At 66.7% G+C, this 20,977-nt stretch carries 18 protein-coding genes and 1 pseudogene; 13 read left to right on the top strand and 6 right to left on the bottom strand.

Translation table 11 applies throughout. The annotated features are described in order from the left end of the window. Window positions 1–6: 6 nt before the first annotated feature. Window positions 7–2,103 carry a prolyl oligopeptidase family serine peptidase gene (locus POS15_RS20230; protein ID WP_284128751.1) on the top strand — a complete coding sequence of 699 codons (2,097 nt, stop codon included), beginning with the start codon at window positions 7–9 and terminating at the stop codon, window positions 2,101–2,103. Window positions 2,104–2,269: 166 nt separating this feature from the next. Here the strand turns inward: POS15_RS20230 and POS15_RS20235 are convergent, their stop codons facing one another. Next, window positions 2,270–3,466 carry a pyridoxal phosphate-dependent aminotransferase gene (locus tag POS15_RS20235; protein WP_284128752.1) on the bottom strand — a complete coding sequence of 399 codons (1,197 nt, stop codon included), beginning with the start codon at window positions 3,464–3,466 and terminating at the stop codon, window positions 2,270–2,272. A gap of 111 nt (window positions 3,467–3,577) precedes the next feature. Between POS15_RS20235 and POS15_RS20240 the strand changes: the two genes are divergently transcribed. From POS15_RS20240 to hslU, 7 genes are all read left to right on the top strand, one after another. Continuing rightward, window positions 3,578–5,695 (top strand): S9 family peptidase, encoded by a 2,118-nt coding sequence (locus POS15_RS20240; protein ID WP_284128753.1) that lies wholly within the window; start codon window positions 3,578–3,580, stop codon window positions 5,693–5,695. Between the two features lie 234 nt (window positions 5,696–5,929). After that, a complete protein-coding gene (locus tag POS15_RS20245) occupies window positions 5,930–6,175 on the top strand; it encodes a lipoprotein (protein WP_019183672.1) in 246 nt (81 codons plus the stop codon). After that, window positions 6,168–7,022: a diaminopimelate epimerase gene (gene dapF, locus POS15_RS20250; RefSeq protein WP_070471917.1), complete on the top strand. Its 855-nt coding sequence runs from the start codon at window positions 6,168–6,170 to the stop codon at window positions 7,020–7,022. The genes POS15_RS20245 and dapF overlap by 8 nt, the downstream gene beginning before the upstream one ends. Further along, window positions 7,019–7,696, top strand: coding sequence for a DUF484 family protein (locus POS15_RS20255; protein ID WP_019183674.1), 678 nt, complete (start codon window positions 7,019–7,021; stop codon window positions 7,694–7,696). Before dapF ends, POS15_RS20255 begins: the two co-directional genes overlap by 4 nt. Window positions 7,697–7,718: 22 nt before the next feature. Beyond that, window positions 7,719–8,609 (top strand): tyrosine recombinase XerC, encoded by an 891-nt coding sequence (xerC, locus tag POS15_RS20260; protein ID WP_284128754.1) that lies wholly within the window; start codon window positions 7,719–7,721, stop codon window positions 8,607–8,609. A 91-nt stretch (window positions 8,610–8,700) separates the two neighbouring features. Continuing rightward, complete coding sequence (hslV, locus tag POS15_RS20265; protein ID WP_019183676.1) at window positions 8,701–9,252, top strand: ATP-dependent protease subunit HslV; 552 nt, start codon at window positions 8,701–8,703, stop codon at window positions 9,250–9,252. Between the two features lie 60 nt (window positions 9,253–9,312). Beyond that, the gene (hslU, locus tag POS15_RS20270; RefSeq protein WP_019183677.1) at window positions 9,313–10,686 is read left to right on the top strand and encodes an ATP-dependent protease ATPase subunit HslU; all 1,374 of its coding nucleotides are present in this window, start codon (window positions 9,313–9,315) and stop codon (window positions 10,684–10,686) included. 63 nt (window positions 10,687–10,749) lie between these two features. On the opposite strand, the gene POS15_RS20275 is transcribed toward hslU, so the two are convergent. Beyond that, window positions 10,750–11,418 (bottom strand): TetR family transcriptional regulator, encoded by a 669-nt coding sequence (locus POS15_RS20275; protein WP_019183678.1) that lies wholly within the window; start codon window positions 11,416–11,418, stop codon window positions 10,750–10,752. 231 nt (window positions 11,419–11,649) lie between these two features. Between POS15_RS20275 and smeD the strand changes: the two genes are divergently transcribed. The 3 genes from smeD to POS15_RS20290 are packed head-to-tail and all read left to right on the top strand — an operon-like array spanning window position 11,650 to window position 17,398. Continuing rightward, complete coding sequence (gene smeD / locus POS15_RS20280) at window positions 11,650–12,828, top strand: multidrug efflux RND transporter periplasmic adaptor subunit SmeD (protein WP_284128755.1); 1,179 nt, start codon at window positions 11,650–11,652, stop codon at window positions 12,826–12,828. A gap of 12 nt (window positions 12,829–12,840) precedes the next feature. Further along, on the top strand, window positions 12,841–15,987 hold the full coding sequence (gene smeE / locus POS15_RS20285; RefSeq protein WP_070425966.1) for a multidrug efflux RND transporter permease subunit SmeE: 3,147 nt from the start codon (window positions 12,841–12,843) through the stop codon (window positions 15,985–15,987). Between the two features lie 7 nt (window positions 15,988–15,994). Further along, on the top strand, window positions 15,995–17,398 hold the full coding sequence (locus tag POS15_RS20290; RefSeq protein WP_284129672.1) for an efflux transporter outer membrane subunit: 1,404 nt from the start codon (window positions 15,995–15,997) through the stop codon (window positions 17,396–17,398). Window positions 17,399–17,518: 120 nt separating this feature from the next. On the opposite strand, the pseudogene POS15_RS20295 reads toward POS15_RS20290, so the two are convergent. From POS15_RS20295 to POS15_RS20310, 4 genes and pseudogenes are all read right to left on the bottom strand, one after another. Continuing rightward, window positions 17,519–17,737 (bottom strand): annotated as a pseudogene (locus POS15_RS20295) (low affinity iron permease family protein); the annotation flags it as partial. 76 nt (window positions 17,738–17,813) lie between these two features. Continuing rightward, entirely contained in the window at window positions 17,814–18,146 is a 333-nt protein-coding gene (locus POS15_RS20300) for a hypothetical protein (RefSeq protein WP_019186055.1), read from the bottom strand. Window positions 18,147–18,208: 62 nt separating this feature from the next. Then, window positions 18,209–18,487 (bottom strand): hypothetical protein, encoded by a 279-nt coding sequence (locus tag POS15_RS20305; RefSeq protein ID WP_019186054.1) that lies wholly within the window; start codon window positions 18,485–18,487, stop codon window positions 18,209–18,211. Window positions 18,488–18,741: 254 nt separating this feature from the next. Then, window positions 18,742–19,194, bottom strand: a complete 453-nt coding sequence (locus tag POS15_RS20310; RefSeq protein ID WP_019186053.1) for a nucleoside deaminase — start codon at window positions 19,192–19,194, stop codon at window positions 18,742–18,744. A 79-nt stretch (window positions 19,195–19,273) separates the two neighbouring features. Between POS15_RS20310 and ubiE the strand changes: the two genes are divergently transcribed. Beyond that, complete coding sequence (ubiE, locus tag POS15_RS20315) at window positions 19,274–20,035, top strand: bifunctional demethylmenaquinone methyltransferase/2-methoxy-6-polyprenyl-1,4-benzoquinol methylase UbiE (protein WP_019186052.1); 762 nt, start codon at window positions 19,274–19,276, stop codon at window positions 20,033–20,035. A 68-nt stretch (window positions 20,036–20,103) separates the two neighbouring features. Continuing rightward, complete coding sequence (locus tag POS15_RS20320; protein ID WP_019186051.1) at window positions 20,104–20,970, top strand: GGDEF domain-containing protein; 867 nt, start codon at window positions 20,104–20,106, stop codon at window positions 20,968–20,970. Window positions 20,971–20,977 lie beyond the last annotated feature (7 nt).

Raw genomic sequence — 20,977 nt, forward strand, 5'->3', positions numbered from 1 at the left:
GCTGCAATGTCACGATTCGCTTCCGCCTGCCTGGTGGCAGGTCTGATCTCCGCCAGCGCGGCGGGAACCGCCATGGCCGCTGACGCCCCCGCGGACAAGTACGCCTGGCTTGAAGATGTCACCGGCGACAAGCCGCTGGCCTGGGTCAAAGCGCAGAACGCCACGTCCGAAGGCCGCCTGGCCTCGACCCCGGCGTTCAAGCAGATGGAGACCAGCATCCGCGAGGTGCTCGATTCGGACGCCAAGATTCCCGGCGTACAGAAGATCGGCGATTACTACTACAACTTCTGGAAGGACAAGCAGCACGAGCGCGGCCTGTGGCGCCGCACCACGCTGGCCGAGTACCGCAAGGCCTCGCCGCAGTGGGAAACCGTGCTGGATCTGGATGCGCTGAACAAGGCCGAGGGCGAAAACTGGGTCTGGCACGGCGCCGACTGCCTGCGCCCGGACTATTCCCGCTGCCTGATCGCGCTGTCGCGCGGCGGCGCCGACGCCGATGTCACCCGCGAGTTCGACCTGGCCAACAAGACCTGGATCAAGGACGGTTTCTTCCGCCCCGAGTCCAAAGGTGGCCTGAACTGGATCGACCGCGACACGGTCTTCGTCTACACCGATTTCGGCACCGGCACGATGACCACTTCCGGTTACCCGCGGGTGGCCAAGCTGTGGAAGCGTGGCACGCCGATGGCCTCGGCTTCGGTGGTCTATGAAGGCAAGCCCGATGACATGTACATCGCGGCCATGCATGACGATACCCCCGGTTACGAGCGCAACCTGGTCAGCCGTACGCTGGCCTTCTACAACAACGAGATCTTCCTGCGCGCCGACGACGGCACGCTGACCAGGATCGATGCGCCGAACTCGGCGGAGAAGGGCCTGCGCAAGCAGTGGCTGACCCTGGAGCTGCGCGAGCCGTGGACCGTGGGCGGCAAGACCTATGCGGCCGGTTCGCTGCTGGCCACCAGGCTGGACGATTACCTCGCCGGCAAGCGCGACTTCGACGTGCTGTTCGCCCCGACCGACACCACCTCGCTGGCCGGCACCAGCTGGACGAAGAACCACCTGGTCCTGAACGTGCTGGACGACGTCAAGAGCCGCCTGAGCGTGCTGACCCCCACCGACAGTGGCTGGAAGACGAGTGCCTTCACCGGCGCGCCGTCGTTCGGCACCGTGGCTGTCAGCGCGGTGGATGCCGACGACAGCGATGCGGTGTGGATGACCGTCACCGATTACCTGACCCCGACCACCCTGGCCATCGCCGAGATCGGCAAGCAGCCTGAAGTGCTCAAGACCATGCCGGCGTTCTTCGATGCCGATGGCAAGGTGATCGAGCAGCACTTCGCCACCAGCAAGGACGGCACCCGCGTGCCGTACTTCGTGGTGCACCGCAAGGACATGAAGCTGGACGGTTCCAACCCGACCCTGCTGTACGGCTATGGCGGCTTCGAGATCTCGCTGACCCCGTCCTACTCCGGTGGCATGGGCCGCGCATGGCTGGAGAAGGGCGGCGTGTACGTGGTCGCCAACATCCGCGGCGGTGGCGAGTACGGTCCGCGCTGGCACCAGGCAGCGCTCAAGCAGAACCGGCACAAGGCCTATGAAGACATGGCCGCGGTCGCCCGCGACCTGGCCAGCCGCAAGATCACCTCGGCCAAGCACCTGGGCGTGCAGGGCGGCAGCAACGGTGGCCTGCTCACCGGCAACATGCTGACCCAGTACCCGGAACTGTTCGGTGCGGTGGTGATCCAGGTGCCGCTGCTGGACATGAAGCGCTACAGCCACCTGCTGGCCGGCGCCTCGTGGATGGCCGAATACGGCAACCCGGACACGGCCGATTGGGAGTTCATCAAGACCTTCTCGCCGTACCACCTGTTCGATGCGAAGAAGACGTACCCGCCGGTGCTGTTCACCACCTCCACGCGCGATGACCGCGTGCATCCGGCACACGCCCGCAAGATGGCGGCCATGATGATCGACGCCGGCAAGGACGTGACCTACTACGAGAACATCGAAGGTGGCCACGGCGGCGCGGCGAACAACGCGCAGGCCGCGCACATGTCGGCTTTGGCCTACAGCTTCCTGTGGGAGCAGCTCTCCAAGTAAGCTCGGGTTGCTCGACGGCCAGGGGCAGTCGAGCAGCCGGCAGGGAGTGAGCCTGCCGCAGACGTTGTAGCCCCCTGGAGCGGACTCCGGGTGGTGGGGCGTCAGGTTGGCTCCACCCCATTTTCAGCGCCACGCAGCGATGCGTGGCGTTTTTTTCAGGGGTCGCTCAACGCACCCACGTCTCCAGCCCACGCGCGATCCGCCGCACCGCCTCTTCCAGGCGGGGCACTTCCTGCGTGTAGGCCAGCCGCACGTGCGCGTTGGCGCGGTGGTGCCCGAAGTCCAGGCCCGGGGTGAACGCGACATGCTCGGTTTCCAGGAAATGCGCACAGAAGGCCTGCGCATCCCCGGTGAACGCACTCACGTCGGCGTAGAGATAGAACGCGCCTTCCGGTTCCACTTCGATCCGGAAGCCGAGCGCCCGCAGCGCCGGCAGCAGGTAATCGCGGCGCTCGCGGAATGCCGCGCGGCGCTGCTCGAAAATCGCGATCGATTCCGGCTCGAAACACGCCAGCGCCGCATGCTGGGCGATGCTGGAGGCGCTGATGTACAGATTCTGCGCCAGCTTCTCCAGCTCCTTCACCGCCTGCGGCGGCGCGACCAGCCAGCCCAGTCGCCAGCCGGTCATCCCGTAATACTTGGAGAAGCTGTTGAGCACGAAGGCGTCATCATCGACCTGCAGCACGCTGGCCGCGTCCATCCCGTAGGTGAGGCCGTGGTAGATCTCATCCACCACCAGGTGCCCGCCGCGCGACTTCAGTGACTGCGACAGCGCGTCCAGTTGCGCAGCGGAAAGCACGGTTCCGGTCGGGTTGGCCGGGGAGGCGACCAGGGCGCCGACACTCTCGGCGTTCCATTGCCGTGCCACCAGTTCCGGCGTGAGCTGGTACGCCGTTTCCGGGCCGACCGGTACCAGCTGCGCGGCTCCTTCCACCAGGCGCAGGAAGTGCCGGTTGCACGGGTAGCCCGGATCGGCCAGCAACCAGTGTTTGCCGGGATCGACCAGCAGGCTGCTGGCCAGCAGCAACGCGCCCGAACCACCCGGGGTGACCAGGATCCGCTGGGGGTCGATCTGCACCTGGTAGCGATCCTGGTAGAACCCGGCAATCGCCTCGCGCAGCGCGGGCAGCCCGCGGGCGGCGGTATAGCGCGTGTGCCCGGCCGTCAGTGCCGCCTGGCCGGCGCGCACGATCGGGGCAGCGGTGGTGAAGTCCGGCTCGCCGATCTCCAGGTGGATCACATCGTGGCCGGCCTGCTCCAGCGCCTGCGCGCGGGCCAGCAGCGACATCACGTGGAAGGGTTCGATTTCCTGGCTGCGGCGGCTGTAGCCGGTGCCGGTCGGGGGCGTGCGGGAAGTATCCATGGCCTGATGATAGGCGCAGTGACCAACGACAGGCTTGCTGCTGGCCCACCCGGCGGCACAGACTGCACGGACACGGACGCCATTGCATTCCCCGGCCAGGAGCCTTATCTCGTGAAACCCGCCCTTTGTTTACTGGTTGCCAGCCTCATGACCTCCAACGTGCACGCCGCCCCCGCGCTGACCCCGCCCGACGCCGAGAAGCACCCGCACACGGTGAAGGCTCCCTTTGGCGCGACCCGCAGCGATGATTACTACTGGCTGCGCGACGACAAGCGCGAAGACAGGAAAATGCTGGCGTACCTGAACGCGGAGAATGCCTATACCGACCAGGTCGTGGCGCCGCTCAAGCCGCTGGAAGACACGCTCTACAAGGAGATCGTCGCCCGCATCAAGCAGGACGATGCCAGCGTGCCCTCGCGTGACCGCGGCTACTGGTATTACACCCGCTTTGAAACCGGCAAGGACTACCCGATCCAGGCACGCCGCAAGGGCAGCATGGAGGCGCCGGAAGAAATCCTGCTCGACATCAACACGATGGCCGAGGGCAAGGGCTACTTCAACGTGGGCGATGCCGATGTCAGCCAGGACAACCATCTGCTGGCCTGGGCCGAAGATGATGTGGGCCGCCGCCAGTACGTGATCCGCTTCAAGGACCTGCGCACCGGTGACGTGCTGCCGGACCGTATCGAGAACGTCTCGCCCAACGTGGTCTGGGCCGATGACAACCGCACCCTGTTCTACGTCGAGAACGATCCGGAAACGCTGCTCACCGTGCGCGTGAAAAAACACGTGCTGGGCACCCCGGCCAGCAGTGACGTGCTGGTCTACGAGGAGAAGGACGACAGCTTTTACATGGGCGTCGGCCGCACCCGCGATGATCGTTTCCTGACCATCGAACTGCACAGCACGGTCAGCTCGGAAACGCGCTACGCCCCGGCCGCCGATCCGCAGGCATTCAAGGTGCTGGCACCGCGTGCACGCGACGTGGAATACGACGCCGACCACTTCAACGGCCGCTGGGTGATCCGCACCAACGATGCCGATGCGAAGAACTTCAAGATCGTCACCGCGCCCAGCGATGCCACCACGCGCAGCCAGTGGAAAGACTGGGTCGCGCACGATGATGCGGTGCTGATCGAAGGCTTCGAGCTGTTCGATGGCTTCACCGCGATCGCCGAGCGCTCCAATGGCCTGGAGCGCGTGCGCCTGCTGTTCCCGGATGGCCGCCAGGACTACGTCAAGGCCGACGAGCCGGCCTATTCGATGGGGCTGGCCGCCAACAGCGAACACGATACGCCGTGGCTGCGGTACGCCTACACCTCGCTGACCACCCCGACCACCACCTACGAGCTCAACACCGTCACCGGTGAGCGTCGCCAGCTCAAACAGCAGCCGGTGATCGGCTATGACCCGTCGCAGTACACCACCGAGCGTGTGTGGGTGACGGCCCGCGATGGCGTCAAGGTGCCGGTGTCGCTGGTCTACCGCAACGGTTTCAAGAAGGACGGCACCGGCGCGCTGTACCAGTACGCCTACGGCAGCTACGGCATGTCGATGGATCCGGGCTTCAACCAGACCGTGGTCAGCCTGCTGGATCGCGGCGTGGTGTATGCCATCGCCCACATCCGCGGCGGCCAGGAAATGGGCCGTGCGTGGTATGAGGACGGCAAGCTGCTCAAGAAGCAGAACACCTTCAACGATTTCATCGACGTCACTCGTGAGCTGGTCCGCCTCGGCTATGCCGCCAAGGATCGCGTCGCCGCCTCCGGTGGCAGCGCCGGTGGCCTGCTGATGGGCGCGGTCGCCAACCAGGCACCGCAGGACTACCGCGTGATGGTCGCCCAGGTGCCGTTCGTGGATGTGGTCACCACCATGCTCGATGCCAGCATCCCGCTGACGACCAACGAATACGACGAGTGGGGCAACCCCGAGCAGCGCGAGTACTACGACTACATGCTGAAGTACTCGCCGTACGACAACGTCGGCAAGCAGGCCTATCCGGCCCTGTATGTCGGCACCGGGCTGTGGGATTCGCAGGTGCAGTACTGGGAGCCGGCCAAGTGGGTGGCCAAGCTGCGCGATGACAACACCGGTCACTTCCCGATCGTCTTCCGCACCAACATGGAAGCCGGCCACGGTGGCAAATCCGGCCGCTTCCAGCGCTATCACGAGCTGGCCGAGTCGTATGCGTTCGTGCTCGACCAGCTGGGCGTGACCCGGACCCCGTAATGGCAGCCGCCGGCCGCCGGCCGTCGGAGGACGACGATCGCCGCTGTCCGGCCAAGGATCGTCAACCGCTCCGGTAGTGCCGGCCGCTGGCCGGCACCGCCTGGGCCCAGCAGGAGGTGCGGGGTTGCCGGCCAGCGCCGGCACTGCCGGGGTGCTTCCAGGGGCGCGATGTCTGCGCGGCCTGTTCATCCAGCCAGCACCCAAGCGCCCAAAGGGCGCGGCTATACTCAGGGCATGAAGACATCCCCCCGTACCCTCATCTCCCTGACGCTGGCCGCCTCGGCGCTGCTGGTGCTGTCGGCCTGTGGCAACAAGGGCCCGCTGGTCCTGCCGCAGAAGCCGGTCCCGGTCGAAGAACAACTGGTCGAACCGGCCGCCGACGACGCCACGCCGCCGGCCGCTGACGCCGATACCGATTCCCCGGTGGTTCCCGATCCCGTTGAAGCCCCGGCGCTGAAGGCCAATGACGGGAATGAGTAAGGCAAGCACGTCCGCGGCGCTGCGTTTCACCAAGATGCATGGCGCCGGCAATGATTTCGTGGTGTTGGACCTGCGCGATGGCAGCGTACCGCCGGATGCCGCACTGGCCGCGCGCCTGGCCGATCGCCATACCGGCGTGGGTTGCGACCAGATCCTGACCATCGAACCGCCCAAGGCCGAGGGCTCGGTGGCCTCCTACCGGATCTGGAATGCCGACGGCAGCCGTTCGGAGCAGTGTGGCAACGGCGCGCGCTGCGTCGCTGCCTGGCTGGTGCGCGATGGTGCGGCCACTGGCACCACGTTCGCGATCGACAGCCCGGTCACCACGCACGCGGTTGAGCGCCTGGGCGAAGACCAGTACGCGGTGGCCATGGGCGTGCCGCGTTTCGAGCCGGAGAACGTGCCGCTGATCGGCTTCGCCCGCGCCCGCGAAGAATATCTCTTGCCGCTGCAGGGGGACACGGTGCGTTTCGGCGCGGTGTCGATGGGCAATCCGCACGCGGTCATCGAAGTGGGCCTGGTCGATGCCGCCCCGGTCGAACGCCTGGGTCCGTTGCTGCAGCAGCACGCCTCGTTCCCGAAGTCGGTCAACGTCGGCTTCGTGCAGGTGCTCGGCCCGCAGCATGCGCGCCTGCGCGTGTACGAGCGCGGTGCCGGCGAAACCCTGGCGTGCGGCAGCGGCGCGTGCGCCGCGGCCGTGGTGATGATGCAGCGCGGTCGCCTGCAGCGCGATGCCACGATGTCGCTTCCGGGTGGCGATCTGCGCATCCGCTGGCCGGCCGATGATGCACAGATCGTGATGTCCGGACCCGCAGCCTTCGTCTTTGATGGAGAGTGGAACGCATGAGTGACACCGCCGAGAAAATCGGATCGCACGAAGTAGCCGCCTGGCTGCGTCGGCATCCGACCTTCCTGAAACAGTTCCCGGACCTGGCCCTGACCCTGGTGGTGCCGCGTGATGACGGCCCCACCGCGTCGCTGGCCAGCTACCAGCTGGAAGTGCTGCGGGACAAGAACCGTGAGCTGTCGCGGCGGCTGGCCGATCTGGCCGCCAATGCGCAGATCAACGAGCGCTTGGCGGTCCGCACGCACCAGCTCACCCTGGCACTGATGAAACAGGACTCGGCGGCCGATACCCTGCGGGCGATGGCCGCCTCGCTGGAAGAAGATTTTGCTGGCGATCTGGTCCGGCTGATCGTGCTGCACCCGGTTGCGGGGCTGGAGCAGGCGCCGTGGCTGCAGGTGATCGAGGAGAGCAGCCCGTTGCTGGGGGTGTTCCGCGATTGCCTGAAAGACGGCGAGCCGATCTGTGGCCGCCTGCAGCCGGAAAAAAATACCGTGCTGTACGCGGGGCGTGCCGAGGAAGTGCAGTCCAGCGCGCTGCTGCCGCTGCCGGGCGTCGGCCTGATCGCAGTGGGCAGCCACGACGGCAACCGGTTCTACCCCGGCATGGGCACGTTGTTCCTGCGCATGATGGGCGAGTCGCTGGTCGTGGCCCTGCAGCGTTTCCCGTCGCCCTGACATTCCCTTGAGCGGAGCCGTCGTGAGTACCGCGCAGGACTTCCTGTCGCATCTGCAGGTGGAGCGCCGCATGTCGGCGCACACGCTGGATGCCTATCGTCGCGACCTGGACGCCCTGGCGGCGTGGTCGGACGGGCAGGGCGCCATCATCGACACGCTCGACAGCGCGCAGCTGCGCCAGTTCATCGCGGCCGAACACCGGCGTGGCCTGTCGCCCATCTCGCTGCAGCGCCGGCTCTCGGCGTGCCGCAGCTTCTACGCGTGGCTGCTCAAGCACCATCGCATCGCGGCCAACCCGGCCACCGGCCTGAAAGCCCCCAAGGCGCCGCGCAAGCTGCCGCAGGTGCTCGATGCCGATGAAGCCGTGCAACTGGTCGAACTGCCCACCGATGCACCGCTCGGCCTGCGCGATCGCGCGCTGCTGGAGCTGTTCTATTCCTCCGGGCTGCGCCTGAGCGAGCTGTGCGCGCTGATCTGGCTCGACCTGGATTTCGATACCGGCCTGGTCAACGTGCTGGGCAAGGGCAACCGCGAGCGCCGGGTGCCGTTCGGCTCGCATGCACGCACCGCGCTGCAGGGCTGGCGGGCCGAGAGCGGCGGCGCGGCGACCGCGCCGGTGTTCCCCGGGCGCAAGGGCGGGCCGATCACCCAGCGCGCCGTGCAGATCCGCATCCGCCAACTGGCCCAGCGCCAGGGCCTGTTCAAGCACGTGCACCCGCACATGCTGCGGCACAGCTTCGCCAGCCACATCCTGGAATCCTCCGGTGATCTGCGCGGCGTGCAGGAGCTGCTCGGTCACGCCGACATCGCCACCACGCAGATCTACACCCACCTGGATTTCCAGCACCTGGCCAAGGTCTACGATGCGGCCCACCCGCGCGCCAAGCGGCGCAAGAGCGGCAACGAAAGCTGAATCGATCCGCTGCGGCATCCGGGCGCAGGGCAGGACGGGTTGAAGCGTCGGGCACAGACCCCACCTCAGTCTTTGTCACCCCGGAGGCTCCATGGACCCCAGTCAGAACCCCAACGTATTTCATGCCACCACCATCATCTCGGTGCGCCGCAATGGGCATGTCGCCGTCGCCGGCGATGGCCAGGTCACGCTCGGCCACACGGTGATGAAGGGCAATGCCCGCAAGGTGCGCCGCCTGGGTCGCGAGGGCCAGGTGCTGGCCGGTTTCGCCGGTGCCGCCGCCGATGCCTTCACCCTGTTCGAGCTGTTCGAGGCCAAGCTGGAAAAGCATGGCCAGCTGCAGCGCGCTGCGGTGGAACTGGCCAAGGATTGGCGCACCGAGCGCCGCCTGGGCAAGCTTGAGGCATTGCTCGCCGTCGCCGACAAGGACACCTCGCTGATCATCAGCGGCACCGGTGATGTGATCGAGCCCGAAGACGGCATCATCGCGATCGGGTCCGGTGGTTCCTACGCCCTGTCGGCCGCCCGCGCGCTGATGGCGCACACCGAACTGGATGCCCGCACGATCGCCACCGAGTCGATCAACATCGCCGGCGACATCTGCATCTACACCAATCGCAACGTGGTGGTCGAGGAACTGTAAGCGTAGTGCCGGCCGCTGGCCGGCAACCTCGAAAAACCCAATTCATCCGTGAGCACACTCATGCCGCACAAGATTGAAGTTTCTTCCGCCACCATGACCCCGCGCGAAATCGTGCAGGAACTGGACCGGCACATCGTCGGCCAGCACGACGCCAAACGCGCGGTCGCCATCGCGCTGCGCAACCGCTGGCGCCGCATGCAGCTGCCGACCGAGCTGCGCAACGAAGTGATGCCCAAGAACATTCTGATGATCGGCCCGACCGGCGTCGGCAAGACCGAGATCGCGCGTCGCCTGGCCACGCTGGCCAACGCACCGTTCGTCAAGGTCGAAGCGACCCGTTTCACCGAGGTCGGCTATGTCGGCAAGGATGTGGAGCAGATCATCCGCGACCTGGCCGACACCGCGGTCAAGCTGTACCGCGAGCAGGCCAAGGTGCGCGTGCGCACGCAGGCCGAAGAACGCGCCGAAGACCGCATCCTGGATGCGCTGCTGCCGCGCCGCAGCACCGGTATCGGCTTCGATGCCGAAGCCGCGCGCAATGAGCCGTCCGCGCAGGACAACGAGACCCGCATCAAGTTCCGCCGCATGCTGCGCAACGGTGAGCTGGACGAGCGCGAGATCGAGCTGGAAGTGTCGGCCAACGTGAGCATGGACATCATGACCCCGCCGGGCATGGAGGAAATGGGCCAGCAGCTGCGCCAGATGTTCTCCAGCATGGGCGGCGCGAAGGCGCAGAAGCGCACGCTGTCGATCAAGGCGGCGCGCCCGCTGCTGGTCGAGGAGGAGGCCGGCAAGCTGGTCAACGAAGACGATATCCGCAGCGCGGCGATCGAGGCCTGCGAGCAGCACGGCATCGTGTTCATCGACGAGATCGACAAGGTCGCCAAGCGCGGTGACAACGTCGGTGGGGGCGATGTGTCGCGCGAGGGTGTGCAGCGCGATCTGCTGCCGCTGGTGGAAGGCTCCAACGTCTCCACCAAGTACGGCACGATCAAGACCGACCACATCCTGTTCATCGCCTCCGGTGCGTTCCACCTGGCCAAGCCCAGCGATCTGATCCCGGAGCTGCAGGGTCGTTTCCCGATCCGCGTGGAGCTGGGTGCGCTGAGCAAGCAGGACTTCGTGCGCATCCTCACCGAGCCCAAGGCTGCGCTGACCAAGCAGTATGAAGCGCTGCTGCAGACCGAGGGCGTGTCGATGAAGTTCACCGTCGATGCGGTGGACCGCCTGGCCGAGATCGCGTTCCAGGTCAACGAGCGCCAGGAAAACATCGGCGCGCGCCGCCTGCACACCGTGCTGGAGCGTCTGCTGGATACGCTGAGCTATGAAGCGCCGGATCGCGATGGCGAGACCATCAGCATCGACCAGGCCTACGTCGATGCGCATCTGGGCGAGCTGGTGCAGGATCCGGACCTGAGCCGCTACATCCTGTAACGGCACGCAACGATCGGGTGGTAGGAAGAACGGCGGCACTTCGGTGTCGCCGTTTTTTTTGCCTCACACCTCGTCGTCGGTCGGCAATGGCGTTGGCGGTGCGCCCGGGGTGAACACCCCCGGTTTGACGAAGGCACTGAAGATCGCATCCAGCGTCTGCATGCCGTCGCGCTGGATCTCGAACAGATCCGGTTCCAGCATCGCGCTGTACAGCACGCCGGTCAGGCTGGTGCTGACGATGCGCGCCACGGTTTCGGCATCGGCGTGGTCGTGCAGCTGGCCCAGCTCGCGCGCGCGCTCGAGTGCGGCGGCGATGATCGCCAGTTCCTCACGTGACGCTTCGCGCTGCAGCTCCTGCATCGCCTGGCTTTCCACTGACAGATCGTTGCGCAGCATGATTTCCATCATGTTGCGCAGGCGCTCGTCTTCGGCCAGTTCGCGGAAGGAGACCAGCAGCGCCGAGCGCAGGTCCAGGATCGGCGTGTTGCGCTTGGCCGAGGTGGTGCGGCGCATGCGCTCGATGAACGGCACGCGCTCGCGGTCGATCATCGCGGTCAGCACTTCGGCCTTGTTCTTGAAGTGCCAGTACACCGCGCCGCGGGTAAATCCGGCGCGCGCGCCGATCATCGCCAGGCTGGTGCCGGCGACCCCGTATTCATGGAAACAGACCTGCGCCGCATCGAGGATGCCCTCGCGGGTGGCCTGCGCCTCTTCTTTGGTTTTTCGGGCCATTGCGCTGTGCAGTTGCTGGATGAAACCGGCCTGAATTGTACCGCTTTACAAACAAACATGCATGTATGTATATTTGCGCCCCACTGATCCTCAGCGAGGACTGCCTGCGAATGTCGGCGGGTCTCGTTTCGGATATTTGCCGTCATTTGCTGCCTGTTTGTCGTCATTCTTCGCTTTTATCGGAAGTTGGGCTGCAGGCGCGCCCTTTTCCGTCTGCGAGCCCCTACCGCCATGTCCAGAACCCCGTACCGCCTTCTCGCGCTGTCCCTCGCGATCGCCCTGACCGTGTCCGCCTGTGGCGGTGGTGAGCAGGAGGGTCCACAGGGCGGGCCTGGCCAGGTCACCGTGGCCACCCTGAAAGCCGAGCAGGTCGGCCTGACCCGTGAACTGCCGGGCCGGACCAACGCCTTCCTGGTCGCCGAAGTGCGCCCGCAGGTCAACGGCATCGTGGCCAAGCGGCTGTTCACCGAAGGGGGCCTGGTCACCGCGGGGCAGCCGCTGTACCAGCTTGATGACGCCAGCTACCGGGCCCAGGCCAACAGCGCCCGCGCCCAGCTGGCCCGCGCCGAAGCCACCGCCAATGCCGCACGCCTGAGCGCCAGGCGCATCGGCGAGCTGGCCAAGGTCGAGGCGGTCAGCACCCAGGACAACGAGAACGCGATCGCCGCGCTCAAGCAGGCCGAGGCCGATGTCGGTGCCGCGCGCGCCGCGCTGGATGCGGCCAACGTGACGCTGGGCTATGCCCGCATCACCGCGCCGATCAGCGGCCGCATCGGCAAGTCCTCGGTCACCCAGGGCGCGCTGGTCAGCGCCGGCCAGGCCGAAGCGCTGGCCACCGTGCAGCAGTTGAACCCGATTTATGTCGATCTGACCCAGTCCGCCAGCGAGCTGCTGCAGCTGCGCCGCGAGCTGGCCAGCGGCCGCCTGCAGGACAACCAGACCCTGCCGGTGACGATCCTGCTCGACGACGGCACCGCGTTCGACCACAAGGGCACCCTGGAATTCTCCGAAGTCAGCGTGGACCCGACCACCGGCAGCTACGCGCTGCGGGTGAAGGTCGAGAACCCGGACCAGGTGCTGATGCCGGGCATGTACGTGCGTGCGCAGGTCGGCAGCGGCGTGCGCGAGAACGCGATCCTGGTGCCTATGCAGGGCATCGCCCGCGATCCCAAGGGCGATACCAGCGCCATGGTGGTCGGCAAGGACGACAAGGTCGAAGTGCGGCAGGTCAAGGTCAGCCGCTCGCTCGGCGACAAGTGGCTGGTGGAGGACGGGCTGAAGGCCGGTGACAAGGTCATCGTCGAAGGCCTGCAGAAGATCCAGCCGGGCATGCCCGTGCAGGCCACCGAAATGGGCGCGGCCCCGGCCAAGCCGGCCGCCGCGCCGGCGGCTCCCGCCGCCCAGCAGTAACCGGAGAATTCCATGGCACGTTTTTTCATTGATCGCCCCATCTTCGCGTGGGTGATTGCGATCATCATCATGCTCGCCGGTGGCCTGGCGGTGCTCAAGCTGCCGGTGTCGATGTACCCGGAAGTGGCGCCGCCGGCCGTCGAGATCAGCGCCAGCTACCCGGGTGCATCGGCCAAGGTGGTCGAGGACTCGGTGACGCAGATCATCGAGCAGAACATGAAGGGCCTGGACGGCCTGATCTACTTCTCCTCCAACAGCTCCTCCAATGGCCAGGCCACGATCACGCTGACCTTCCAGAGCGGCACCGACCCGGACATCGCCCAGGTGCAGGTGCAGAACAAGCTGCAGCTGGCCATGCCGCTGCTGCCGCAGGAAGTGCAGCGGCAGGGCATCAACGTGGCCAAGTCGAGCAGTGGCTTCCTGCAGGTGCTCGGCTTCGTGTCTGAAGACGGCAGCATGGATGCCAACGACATCTCCGATTACGTCGGCTCCAACATCGTCGATCCGCTGAGCCGCGTGCCGGGCGTGGGCAACATCCAGGTGTTCGGTGGCAAGTACGCCATGCGCATCTGGCTGGACCCCAACAAGCTGCACACCTACAAGCTGTCCACCGCCGAAGTGATCGCGGCGATCACCGCGCAGAACGCGCAGGTCGCCATCGGCCAGCTCGGTGGTGCGCCGTCGATCAAGGGCCAGCAGCTCAACGCCACCATCAACGCGCAGGACCGCCTGCAGACCCCGGAGCAGTTCCGCAACATCATCGTGCGCAGCGCGCAGGACGGTGCCGAACTGCGCCTGGCCGACGTGGCCCGCGTGGAGCTGGGGGCCGAGTCGTACGACTTCGTGACCCGTTACAACGGCAAGCCGTCGTCGGGTATCGCGATCACCCTGGCCACCGGCGCCAACGCGCTGGCCACCGCCAACGGCGTGCGTGCCACCCTGGATGAAATGGCCCCGAACTTCCCGGCCGGCCTGAAGGCGGTGGTGCCGTATGACACCACCCCGTTCGTGCAGGTTTCGATCAAGGGCGTCATCAAGACCCTGATCGAAGCCATCGTGCTGGTGTTCCTGGTGATGTATCTGTTCCTGCAGAACTTCCGCGCGACCCTGATCCCGACGATCGCGGTGCCGGTGGTGCTGCTGGGCACGTTCGGCATCCTGGCCGCGCTGGGCTTCTCGGTGAACATGCTGACCATGTTCGCGATGGTGCTGGCGATCGGCCTGCTGGTCGATGACGCGATCGTGGTGGTGGAGAACGTCGAGCGGATCATGTCCGAGGAAGGCCTCTCGCCGCTGGAAGCCACGCGCAAATCGATGAGCCAGATCACCGGTGCGCTGGTCGGCATCGGCCTGGTGCTGTCGGCGGTGTTCGTGCCGATGGCCTTCATGAGCGGTGCCACCGGCGTCATCTACCGCCAGTTCTCGGCCACGATCGTCTCGGCGATGGCGCTGTCGGTGCTGGTCGCCATCGTGCTGACCCCGGCGCTGTGCGCCACCATGCTCAAGCCGCTCAAGAAGGGCGAGCACCACGTCGCCCACAAGGGCTGGTCGGGCCGTTTCTTCAACGCGTTCAACCGCGGCTTCGACAACTCCAGTGCGAAGTATCAGCGTGGCGTGCGAGGGATCCTCGGCCGTCCGTGGCGTTTCATGGGCGTGTTCGCGGCGCTCGCGCTGGTGATGGGCCTGCTGTTCATGCGCCTGCCCAGTTCGTTCCTGCCCAATGAAGACCAGGGCATCCTGATGGCGCTGGTCCAGACCCCGGTCGGCGCCACCCAGGAACGTACCTTGGAATCGATCGACAAGCTCGAAAAGCACTTCATGGAGAACGAGGCCGACGCGATCGAGTCGATCTTCTCCGTGCAGGGCTTCAGCTTCGCCGGCATGGGGCAGAACGCCGGCATGGCCTTCGTCAAGCTCAAGGACTGGAAGGACCGTGATGCCGACCAGGGCGCGATGCCGATCACCGGCCGGGCCATGGCCGCGCTGGGCGGGATCAAGGACGCCTTCATCTTCGCCTTCCCGCCGCCGGCGATGCCGGAGCTGGGCATCGGCTCGGGCTATACCTTCTTCCTGAAGGACACCAGCGGTGCCGGTCACCAGGCCTTGCTGGAGGCACGCAACCAGCTGCTCGGCATGGCCGGGCAGAGCAAGCTGCTGGCCAACGTGCGCCCGAACGGGCAGGAAGACACCCCGCAGCTGCGCATCGATATCGATGTCGGCAAGGCCAGCGCGCTGGGCCTGTCGCTGGAGGCGGTCAACACGACGCTGGCGGCGGCATGGGGCAGCAGCTACATCGATGACTTCATCGACCGTGGCCGGGTCAAGCGCGTGTACGTGCAGTCCGATGCGCCGTTCCGCATGAACCCGGAAGACTTCAACCTGTGGTCGGTGAAGAACACCGCCGGTGAGATGGTGCCGTTCTCGGCCTTCGCCAGCCAGCGTTGGGATTACGGCTCGCCGCGCTTGGAGCGCTACAACGGCGTCTCCGCGATGGAGATCCAGGGCGAGCCCGCTCCGGGCGTGGCCTCGGGCGATGCGATGAACGAAGTGGAGAAGCTCGCCAAGCAGCTGCCGGCCGGTTTCGACATCGAGTGGACCGCGCTGTCCTACCAGGAACGCCAGGCCGGTTCGCAGACGCCACTGCTGTACACGCTGTCGCTGCTGATCGTGTTCCTGTGCCTGGCCGCGCTGTATGAAAGCTGGAGCGTGCCGACCTCGGTGCTGCTGGTGGCGCCGCTGGGCATCCTCGGCGCGGTGCTGGCCAACACCTTCCGCGGCATGGAGCGCGACATCTACTTCCAGGTGGCGATGCTGACCACGGTGGGCCTGACCAGCAAGAACGCGATCCTGATCGTGGAGTTCGCCAAGGAGAACCTGGAGAAGGGCGCCGGCCTGATCGAAGCGACGATGCATGCCGTGCGCGACCGTCTGCGCCCGATCATCATGACCTCGCTGGCCTTCGGCCTGGGCGTGCTGCCGCTGGCGATCGCCTCTGGTGCCGGTTCTGGCGCGCAGCAGGCCATCGGTACCGGCGTGCTGGGCGGCATGGTGGTCGGCACCCTGCTGGGTGTGTTCTTCATCCCGCTGTTCTTCGTGGTGGTGCAGCGCGTGTTCAATCGCAAAAAGTACGGCAAGAACGCTGGAGGTTCCGATGCGTAAGCCCATGATGGCCAGCCTGGCGCTGGCCGTGAGCCTGGCGCTGGCCGTGAGCCTGGTGCTGTCCGGCTGCTCGACGCTGGAGCCGCGCAGCACCGAAGTCGCCCCGGCGATTCCCTCGCAGTGGCCGGCAACGGCCACCACGGGGGCAGTGACCGCCGCACCGATGGAAGTGGCCGACATCGGCTGGCGCGATTTCTTCGTCGACCCGCGCCTGCAGGCAGTGATCAGCCAGTCGCTGGAGAACAACCGCGACCTGCGCGTGGCCGTGCTCAACGTCGAGCGTGCCCGGGCGCAGTACCGCATCCAGCGTGCCGACCGCGTACCGGCGATCGGCGTGCAGGGGCAGATGACCCGCAGCGGCGGTGATGCGCCGGTGACCGAGCAGTTCAGTGCGAACCTCGGCGTGGTCGAGTTCGAGCTGGATCTGTTCGGCCGCGTGCGCAACCTCAGCCAGGCTGCGCTGCAGCAGTACTTCGCGGAAGCGGCCAACCGTCGCAGCGCGCAGCTGTCGCTGGTGGCCGAGGTGGCCAATGCGTGGCTGACCCTGGGCGCGGACAGCGAACAGCTGCGGATCGCCCAGGCGACGCTGGCGACGTACGAAGATTCGCTGCGCCTGACCGAGGCACGCCGTCAGCTTGGCGGCGCCTCGGCGCTGGAACTCAGCCAGACCCGCACCTTGGTGGAAACCGCGCGCACGGATGTGGCGCGCTTTGCCGGCCAGGTCGCCCAGGACCGCAATGCACTGGTGCTGCTGGCCGGCGGGCCGGTCGATGCCGCCCTGCTGCCGCAGGCAGAGGTGACCGATGTGGCCAGTGTGCGGCCGCTGCCGGCCGGCATGCCGGGCGATGTGCTGCTGCGCCGCCCGGACGTGATGGCCGCCGAGCACGTGCTGCTCTCGGCCAACGCCAACATTGGTGCCGCGCGCGCGGCGTTCTTCCCGTCGATCAGCCTGACCGGCAACATCGGTTCGGCCTCCTCGGAGCTGTCGGGTCTGTTCGACAGCGGCACGCGCGTGTGGAGTTTCATTCCCAAGCTCAACCTGCCGATCTTCCAGGGCGGCAAGCTGCGCGCGAATCTGGGCATGGCCACCGCCGATCGCGATATCGCACTGGCGCAGTACGAGAAGGCGATCCAGTCCGGGTTCCGCGAGGCGGCCGATGCACTGGCGCTCAACGAAAGCCTGGATGCGCAGTTGTCTTCGCAGCAGGCGCTGGTCGCCGCGGCGGAGCAGGCGCAGCGATTGTCCCAGGCGCGTTACGACGCCGGCCTGGACAGCTTCCTGACCTTGCTGGATGCACGGCGTACCGCCTACACCGCGCGGCAGTCGCTGGTCAGCACGCAGCTGGCGCAGCAGTCCAACCAGGTGGCGTTGTACAAGGTGCTCGGCGGCGGCTGGCACGAGCGCGGGTAAGTCTGCGCGGGTGCGTCCGGCCGGCCGCACCCGTGCCCGTCATGGGTCGTCGGCGCGGCCATCGCCGTGGCAGCGCCGCGCGCGGTCCAGCGCATTGCCCGCCTCGCGTGCCATGCGTTAGTACTCGCGGCGGATCTCTTCCAGGCGCTCTTCGTCCAGCTCTTCCAGATCGAGCAGTTCGTTGTTGGCGCCCTTGGTGGCGCGGATCAGCTCATCAAGCTTGATCTGGATCGCGGCGGTATCCGCGTTCTGACTGACCGCCGCCAGGAAGGTCCACGGCGTTCCCGCCGCATAGGACGCCTTCTTGGCGACCAGGTTGAAGATGCTGCGCAGTTTCATGAGGCACGGCAGACCGGGTCCGAGGTGCCTGCATCATTGGTGGGGCGCCGTGCAGGCGCTGTGCAGCCGGGGCGGGTCAGACCCGGGCATGCAACCGCGGGCGCGAGGACAGGTCCTGGCGGCCGGCATGGTAGACGTGTTCCCAGCACTGGTCGACGAACTGGCGTGCCTGTTCTTCGGACAGGCGCGGCATGATCTGCAGCGCGTAGTGGGTCTGGAACATTTCATCGCGCTGCTCATCGCTGGCACGCGGTTGCGTGATCAGCGAGTCGCAGGCGAATTTGATCCACGGCACGTAATGGCCGAACGAGCCCGTCCCGAGGTTGCCGTCGGCATGACGCTGGCGCCAGTAGCTGACTTCGGCGTCGACATCGATGACGGCAGGGATGGAGATCTGGGCGGAGGACATGGTCACTTCAGTTTGGGAAGAAGGGAATCTGGATGATGGCGTAGAGCGCGGTGCAAGCGGTGTCATGGCGATGTGGAGCTGGTGTGGCGGCTTTCGCCACGTTGCTCGCGCAGCAGATGAGCGTGGTGGACCACGCCGAGCCGCTCGGCCAGCGTCGCCAGCCGGTTGCAGACGGCGACACGTTGCTGGGGATGGGACCGCGTCAACTCATCCTGTATCGCCTGGTAGGCATCCCAGAAAGGCGCGGCGTTCTGGTGGCGTGCGTAGTGCACCTGCAGTCGTTCCCAGGCATCGGTCAGCTCGGGTTCGACGGAGGAGGTGCGGCGGGTTCGGGCATGCATGACGTCTCCTCGACGATGGTGCCCCCTGTGCAACCACCTTAAGCCGTTCATGCAGCGCGGTTGTTAGTGCGGCGTGTTCGCCTTGTCCGGCGACCGTCGTCGGTGCGTGAGGGCATCACGCGCAGACACCCGCAGCACAGGGCCTTGCGGCCCGGCCTGCTCACTGAAGCATTCAGAACGTTGCCGTGCCCGCGCGCCACCGTTCGGCCCCGCGCGGGCATCTTCCACGCATATGCGCGCGGAAGCGGCGGCGCTTACTCGCCGATGTCTTCGTTCCAGACCTCGGGATGGGCGCTGATGAAGCCGCCGAGCAGGTCGATGCATGCCTGGCTCTGCATGTCGATCACCTTGACGCCGTTCTCGCGCAGCCACTCGATGCCACCCTGGAAGGTGACCGATTCGCCCACCACCACGGTGCCGATGTTGAACTGGCGCACCAGCCCGCTGCAGTACCAGCACGGGGCCAGGGTGGTCACCATGATGGTGTCCTGGTAGCGGCGCTGGCGGCCGGCCTTGCGGAAGGCGTCGGTCTCGCCGTGCACGGACGGGTCGCCTTCCTGCACGCGGCGGTTGTGGCCGCAGCCGAGCAGCCGGCCGTCGTTGTGGTACAGCGCGGCGCCGATCGGGATGCCGCCTTCGGCCAGGCCCTGGCGGGCTTCGGCGATGGCGGTTTCGAGCAGGGCGGCGTAGTCGGGGGTGGTGATCATGCGCAATCCAGGGACGTGAAGGCCTTCATGATAGTGGGCGGCCTGCCGCAACGGCGCCGGCGGTGCGATAATCGTCCCCATGAGCGAATCCCCCTACAAGACTGGCACCACCCATTTCGGCTTCCGCGACGTCGCTGCGAAGGACAAGCAGAAGCTGGTGGGCGAAGTGTTCACCTCGGTCGCGCGCAGCTACGACCTGATGAACGATCTGATGAGCCTGGGCATCCACCGGGCGTGGAAGCGCTACTACGTGGCCACCGCGCAGGTGAAGCCGGGTGACCGCGTGCTCGACCTGGCCGGCGGCACCGGCGACATCGCCGCGCTGATCAAGGAGCGGGTGGGTGATGAGGGTGAAGTGGTGCTGGGCGACATCAACGCCGGCATGCTCTCCGTCGGCCGTGACCGGCTGACCAACCGCGGCCTGGTCGCGGGCCTGAACTACGTGCAGTGCAACGCCGAGGCGCTGCCGTTCCCGGATGCGAGCTTCGATCTGGTCACGATCGCCTTCGGCCTGCGCAACGTCACCGACAAGGAAGCCGGCCTGCGCGAGATGCACCGCGTGCTCAAGGTGGGCGGCCAGGCGCGTGTGCTGGAGTTTTCCGAAGTCACCGCCGACTGGTTCAAGCCGATCTACGATTTCCACTCGTTCAAGATCCTGCCCAAGCTGGGCCAGCTGTTCGCGCGCGATGGCGACAGCTACCAGTACCTGGCCGAGAGCATCCGCAAGCATCCGCCGCAGGAACAGCTCAAGGCCATGATGGCCGAGGCCGGTTTCGAGCGTTGCCACTACAAGAACCTGACCGGCGGCATCGTTTCGATTCACTCCGGCTACAAACTTTGAGACAGCGGTCCGGTTCCCGCTGAGGGGGCTCGGCCACACTGCAGGCAGGCTGTCGAAGAGGGCCTGCCATGCGCCTGTACCGCGGGCTTGCCCGCGTATTTCCCCGCTCATTCACCGCCAAGCTGATGGCGGTGGTGTTCCTCGGCCTGCACGTCCCGCTGCTGGTCCTGCTGCTGTGGATGGCTGCGACGGGCCACTACGCGCGCGGGGTGATGTGGACCGTGGTCGGCGTGGTGCTGCTGGCCACGCTGCTCGGCACCGCGATCGCGATGATGGCGCTGTACCGCCTGATGGCGCCGCTGCGGCAGGCGGCCGATGCGCTGGAGGCCTACTACGACGAGCAGCGCCTGCCGCACCTGCCCGACCTGGGCCATGACGAGATCGGCCGGCTGCTGCGCAGCATCAACCGCAACCTGCATGGGGTCGACGCCGGCCTGCGCGATCTGCGCCGCAGCGTGTTGCTCGATCCGCTGACCCAGGCCCTGAACCGGCGCGGCTGCGAGCAGGCGCTGGCCGATTCGGCAGCATGGGCGAGCGCACAGGCGCGCCCGCTGACCCTGTTCGTGGTCGACCTGGACAACCTCAAGCCGATCAACGACGCCCACGGCCACCTGGCCGGCGACCAGGTGCTGGTGCGGCTGGTGGAGACCGCGCGGCTGTGGCTGCGCGGCCCGGACTGGATCGGGCGCTGGGGCGGCGATGAGTTCCTGCTGGCGGTACACGCCGACAGCAACGAGGCCGGCGAGCGGGTCACCCGCTGGCTCGCACAGCTGGCGGCACCGGCGCGCGCTGGCGAGCCGCCGGTCAAGGCCAGTGCCGGCGCAGCCCGGTATCGCCCCGGTGATGACCTGCGCGAGGCCTACCGGCGCGCCGATGCGGCCATGTACCGGGCCAAGTACGCCGGGGGCGGGCGGCTGCTGCGCGCCGAGGACTGAATGCGCG

The organism is Stenotrophomonas sp. BIO128-Bstrain (assembly GCF_030128875.1).
GTDB lineage: Bacteria > Pseudomonadota > Gammaproteobacteria > Xanthomonadales > Xanthomonadaceae > Stenotrophomonas > Stenotrophomonas bentonitica_A.

Bases quoted from the DNA above. Each gene is read 5' to 3' on its own strand.
- POS15_RS20230 (WP_284128751.1), top strand. From the start codon at position 7: ATGTCACGATTCGCTTCCGCCTGCCTGGTGGCAGGTCTGATCTCCGCC.
- POS15_RS20235 (WP_284128752.1), bottom strand. From the start codon at position 3,466: ATGGATACTTCCCGCACGCCCCCGACCGGCACCGGCTACAGCCGCCGC.
- POS15_RS20245 (WP_019183672.1), top strand. From the start codon at position 5,930: ATGAAGACATCCCCCCGTACCCTCATCTCCCTGACGCTGGCCGCCTCG.
- dapF (WP_070471917.1), top strand. From the start codon at position 6,168: ATGAGTAAGGCAAGCACGTCCGCGGCGCTGCGTTTCACCAAGATGCAT.
- POS15_RS20255 (WP_019183674.1), top strand. From the start codon at position 7,019: ATGAGTGACACCGCCGAGAAAATCGGATCGCACGAAGTAGCCGCCTGG.
- hslV (WP_019183676.1), top strand. From the start codon at position 8,701: ATGGACCCCAGTCAGAACCCCAACGTATTTCATGCCACCACCATCATC.
- hslU (WP_019183677.1), top strand. From the start codon at position 9,313: ATGCCGCACAAGATTGAAGTTTCTTCCGCCACCATGACCCCGCGCGAA.
- POS15_RS20275 (WP_019183678.1), bottom strand. From the start codon at position 11,418: ATGGCCCGAAAAACCAAAGAAGAGGCGCAGGCCACCCGCGAGGGCATC.
- smeD (WP_284128755.1), top strand. From the start codon at position 11,650: ATGTCCAGAACCCCGTACCGCCTTCTCGCGCTGTCCCTCGCGATCGCC.
- smeE (WP_070425966.1), top strand. From the start codon at position 12,841: ATGGCACGTTTTTTCATTGATCGCCCCATCTTCGCGTGGGTGATTGCG.
- POS15_RS20290 (WP_284129672.1), top strand. From the start codon at position 15,995: ATGGCCAGCCTGGCGCTGGCCGTGAGCCTGGCGCTGGCCGTGAGCCTG.
- POS15_RS20300 (WP_019186055.1), bottom strand. From the start codon at position 18,146: ATGTCCTCCGCCCAGATCTCCATCCCTGCCGTCATCGATGTCGACGCC.
- POS15_RS20305 (WP_019186054.1), bottom strand. From the start codon at position 18,487: ATGCATGCCCGAACCCGCCGCACCTCCTCCGTCGAACCCGAGCTGACC.
- POS15_RS20310 (WP_019186053.1), bottom strand. From the start codon at position 19,194: ATGATCACCACCCCCGACTACGCCGCCCTGCTCGAAACCGCCATCGCC.
- ubiE (WP_019186052.1), top strand. From the start codon at position 19,274: ATGAGCGAATCCCCCTACAAGACTGGCACCACCCATTTCGGCTTCCGC.
- POS15_RS20320 (WP_019186051.1), top strand. From the start codon at position 20,104: ATGCGCCTGTACCGCGGGCTTGCCCGCGTATTTCCCCGCTCATTCACC.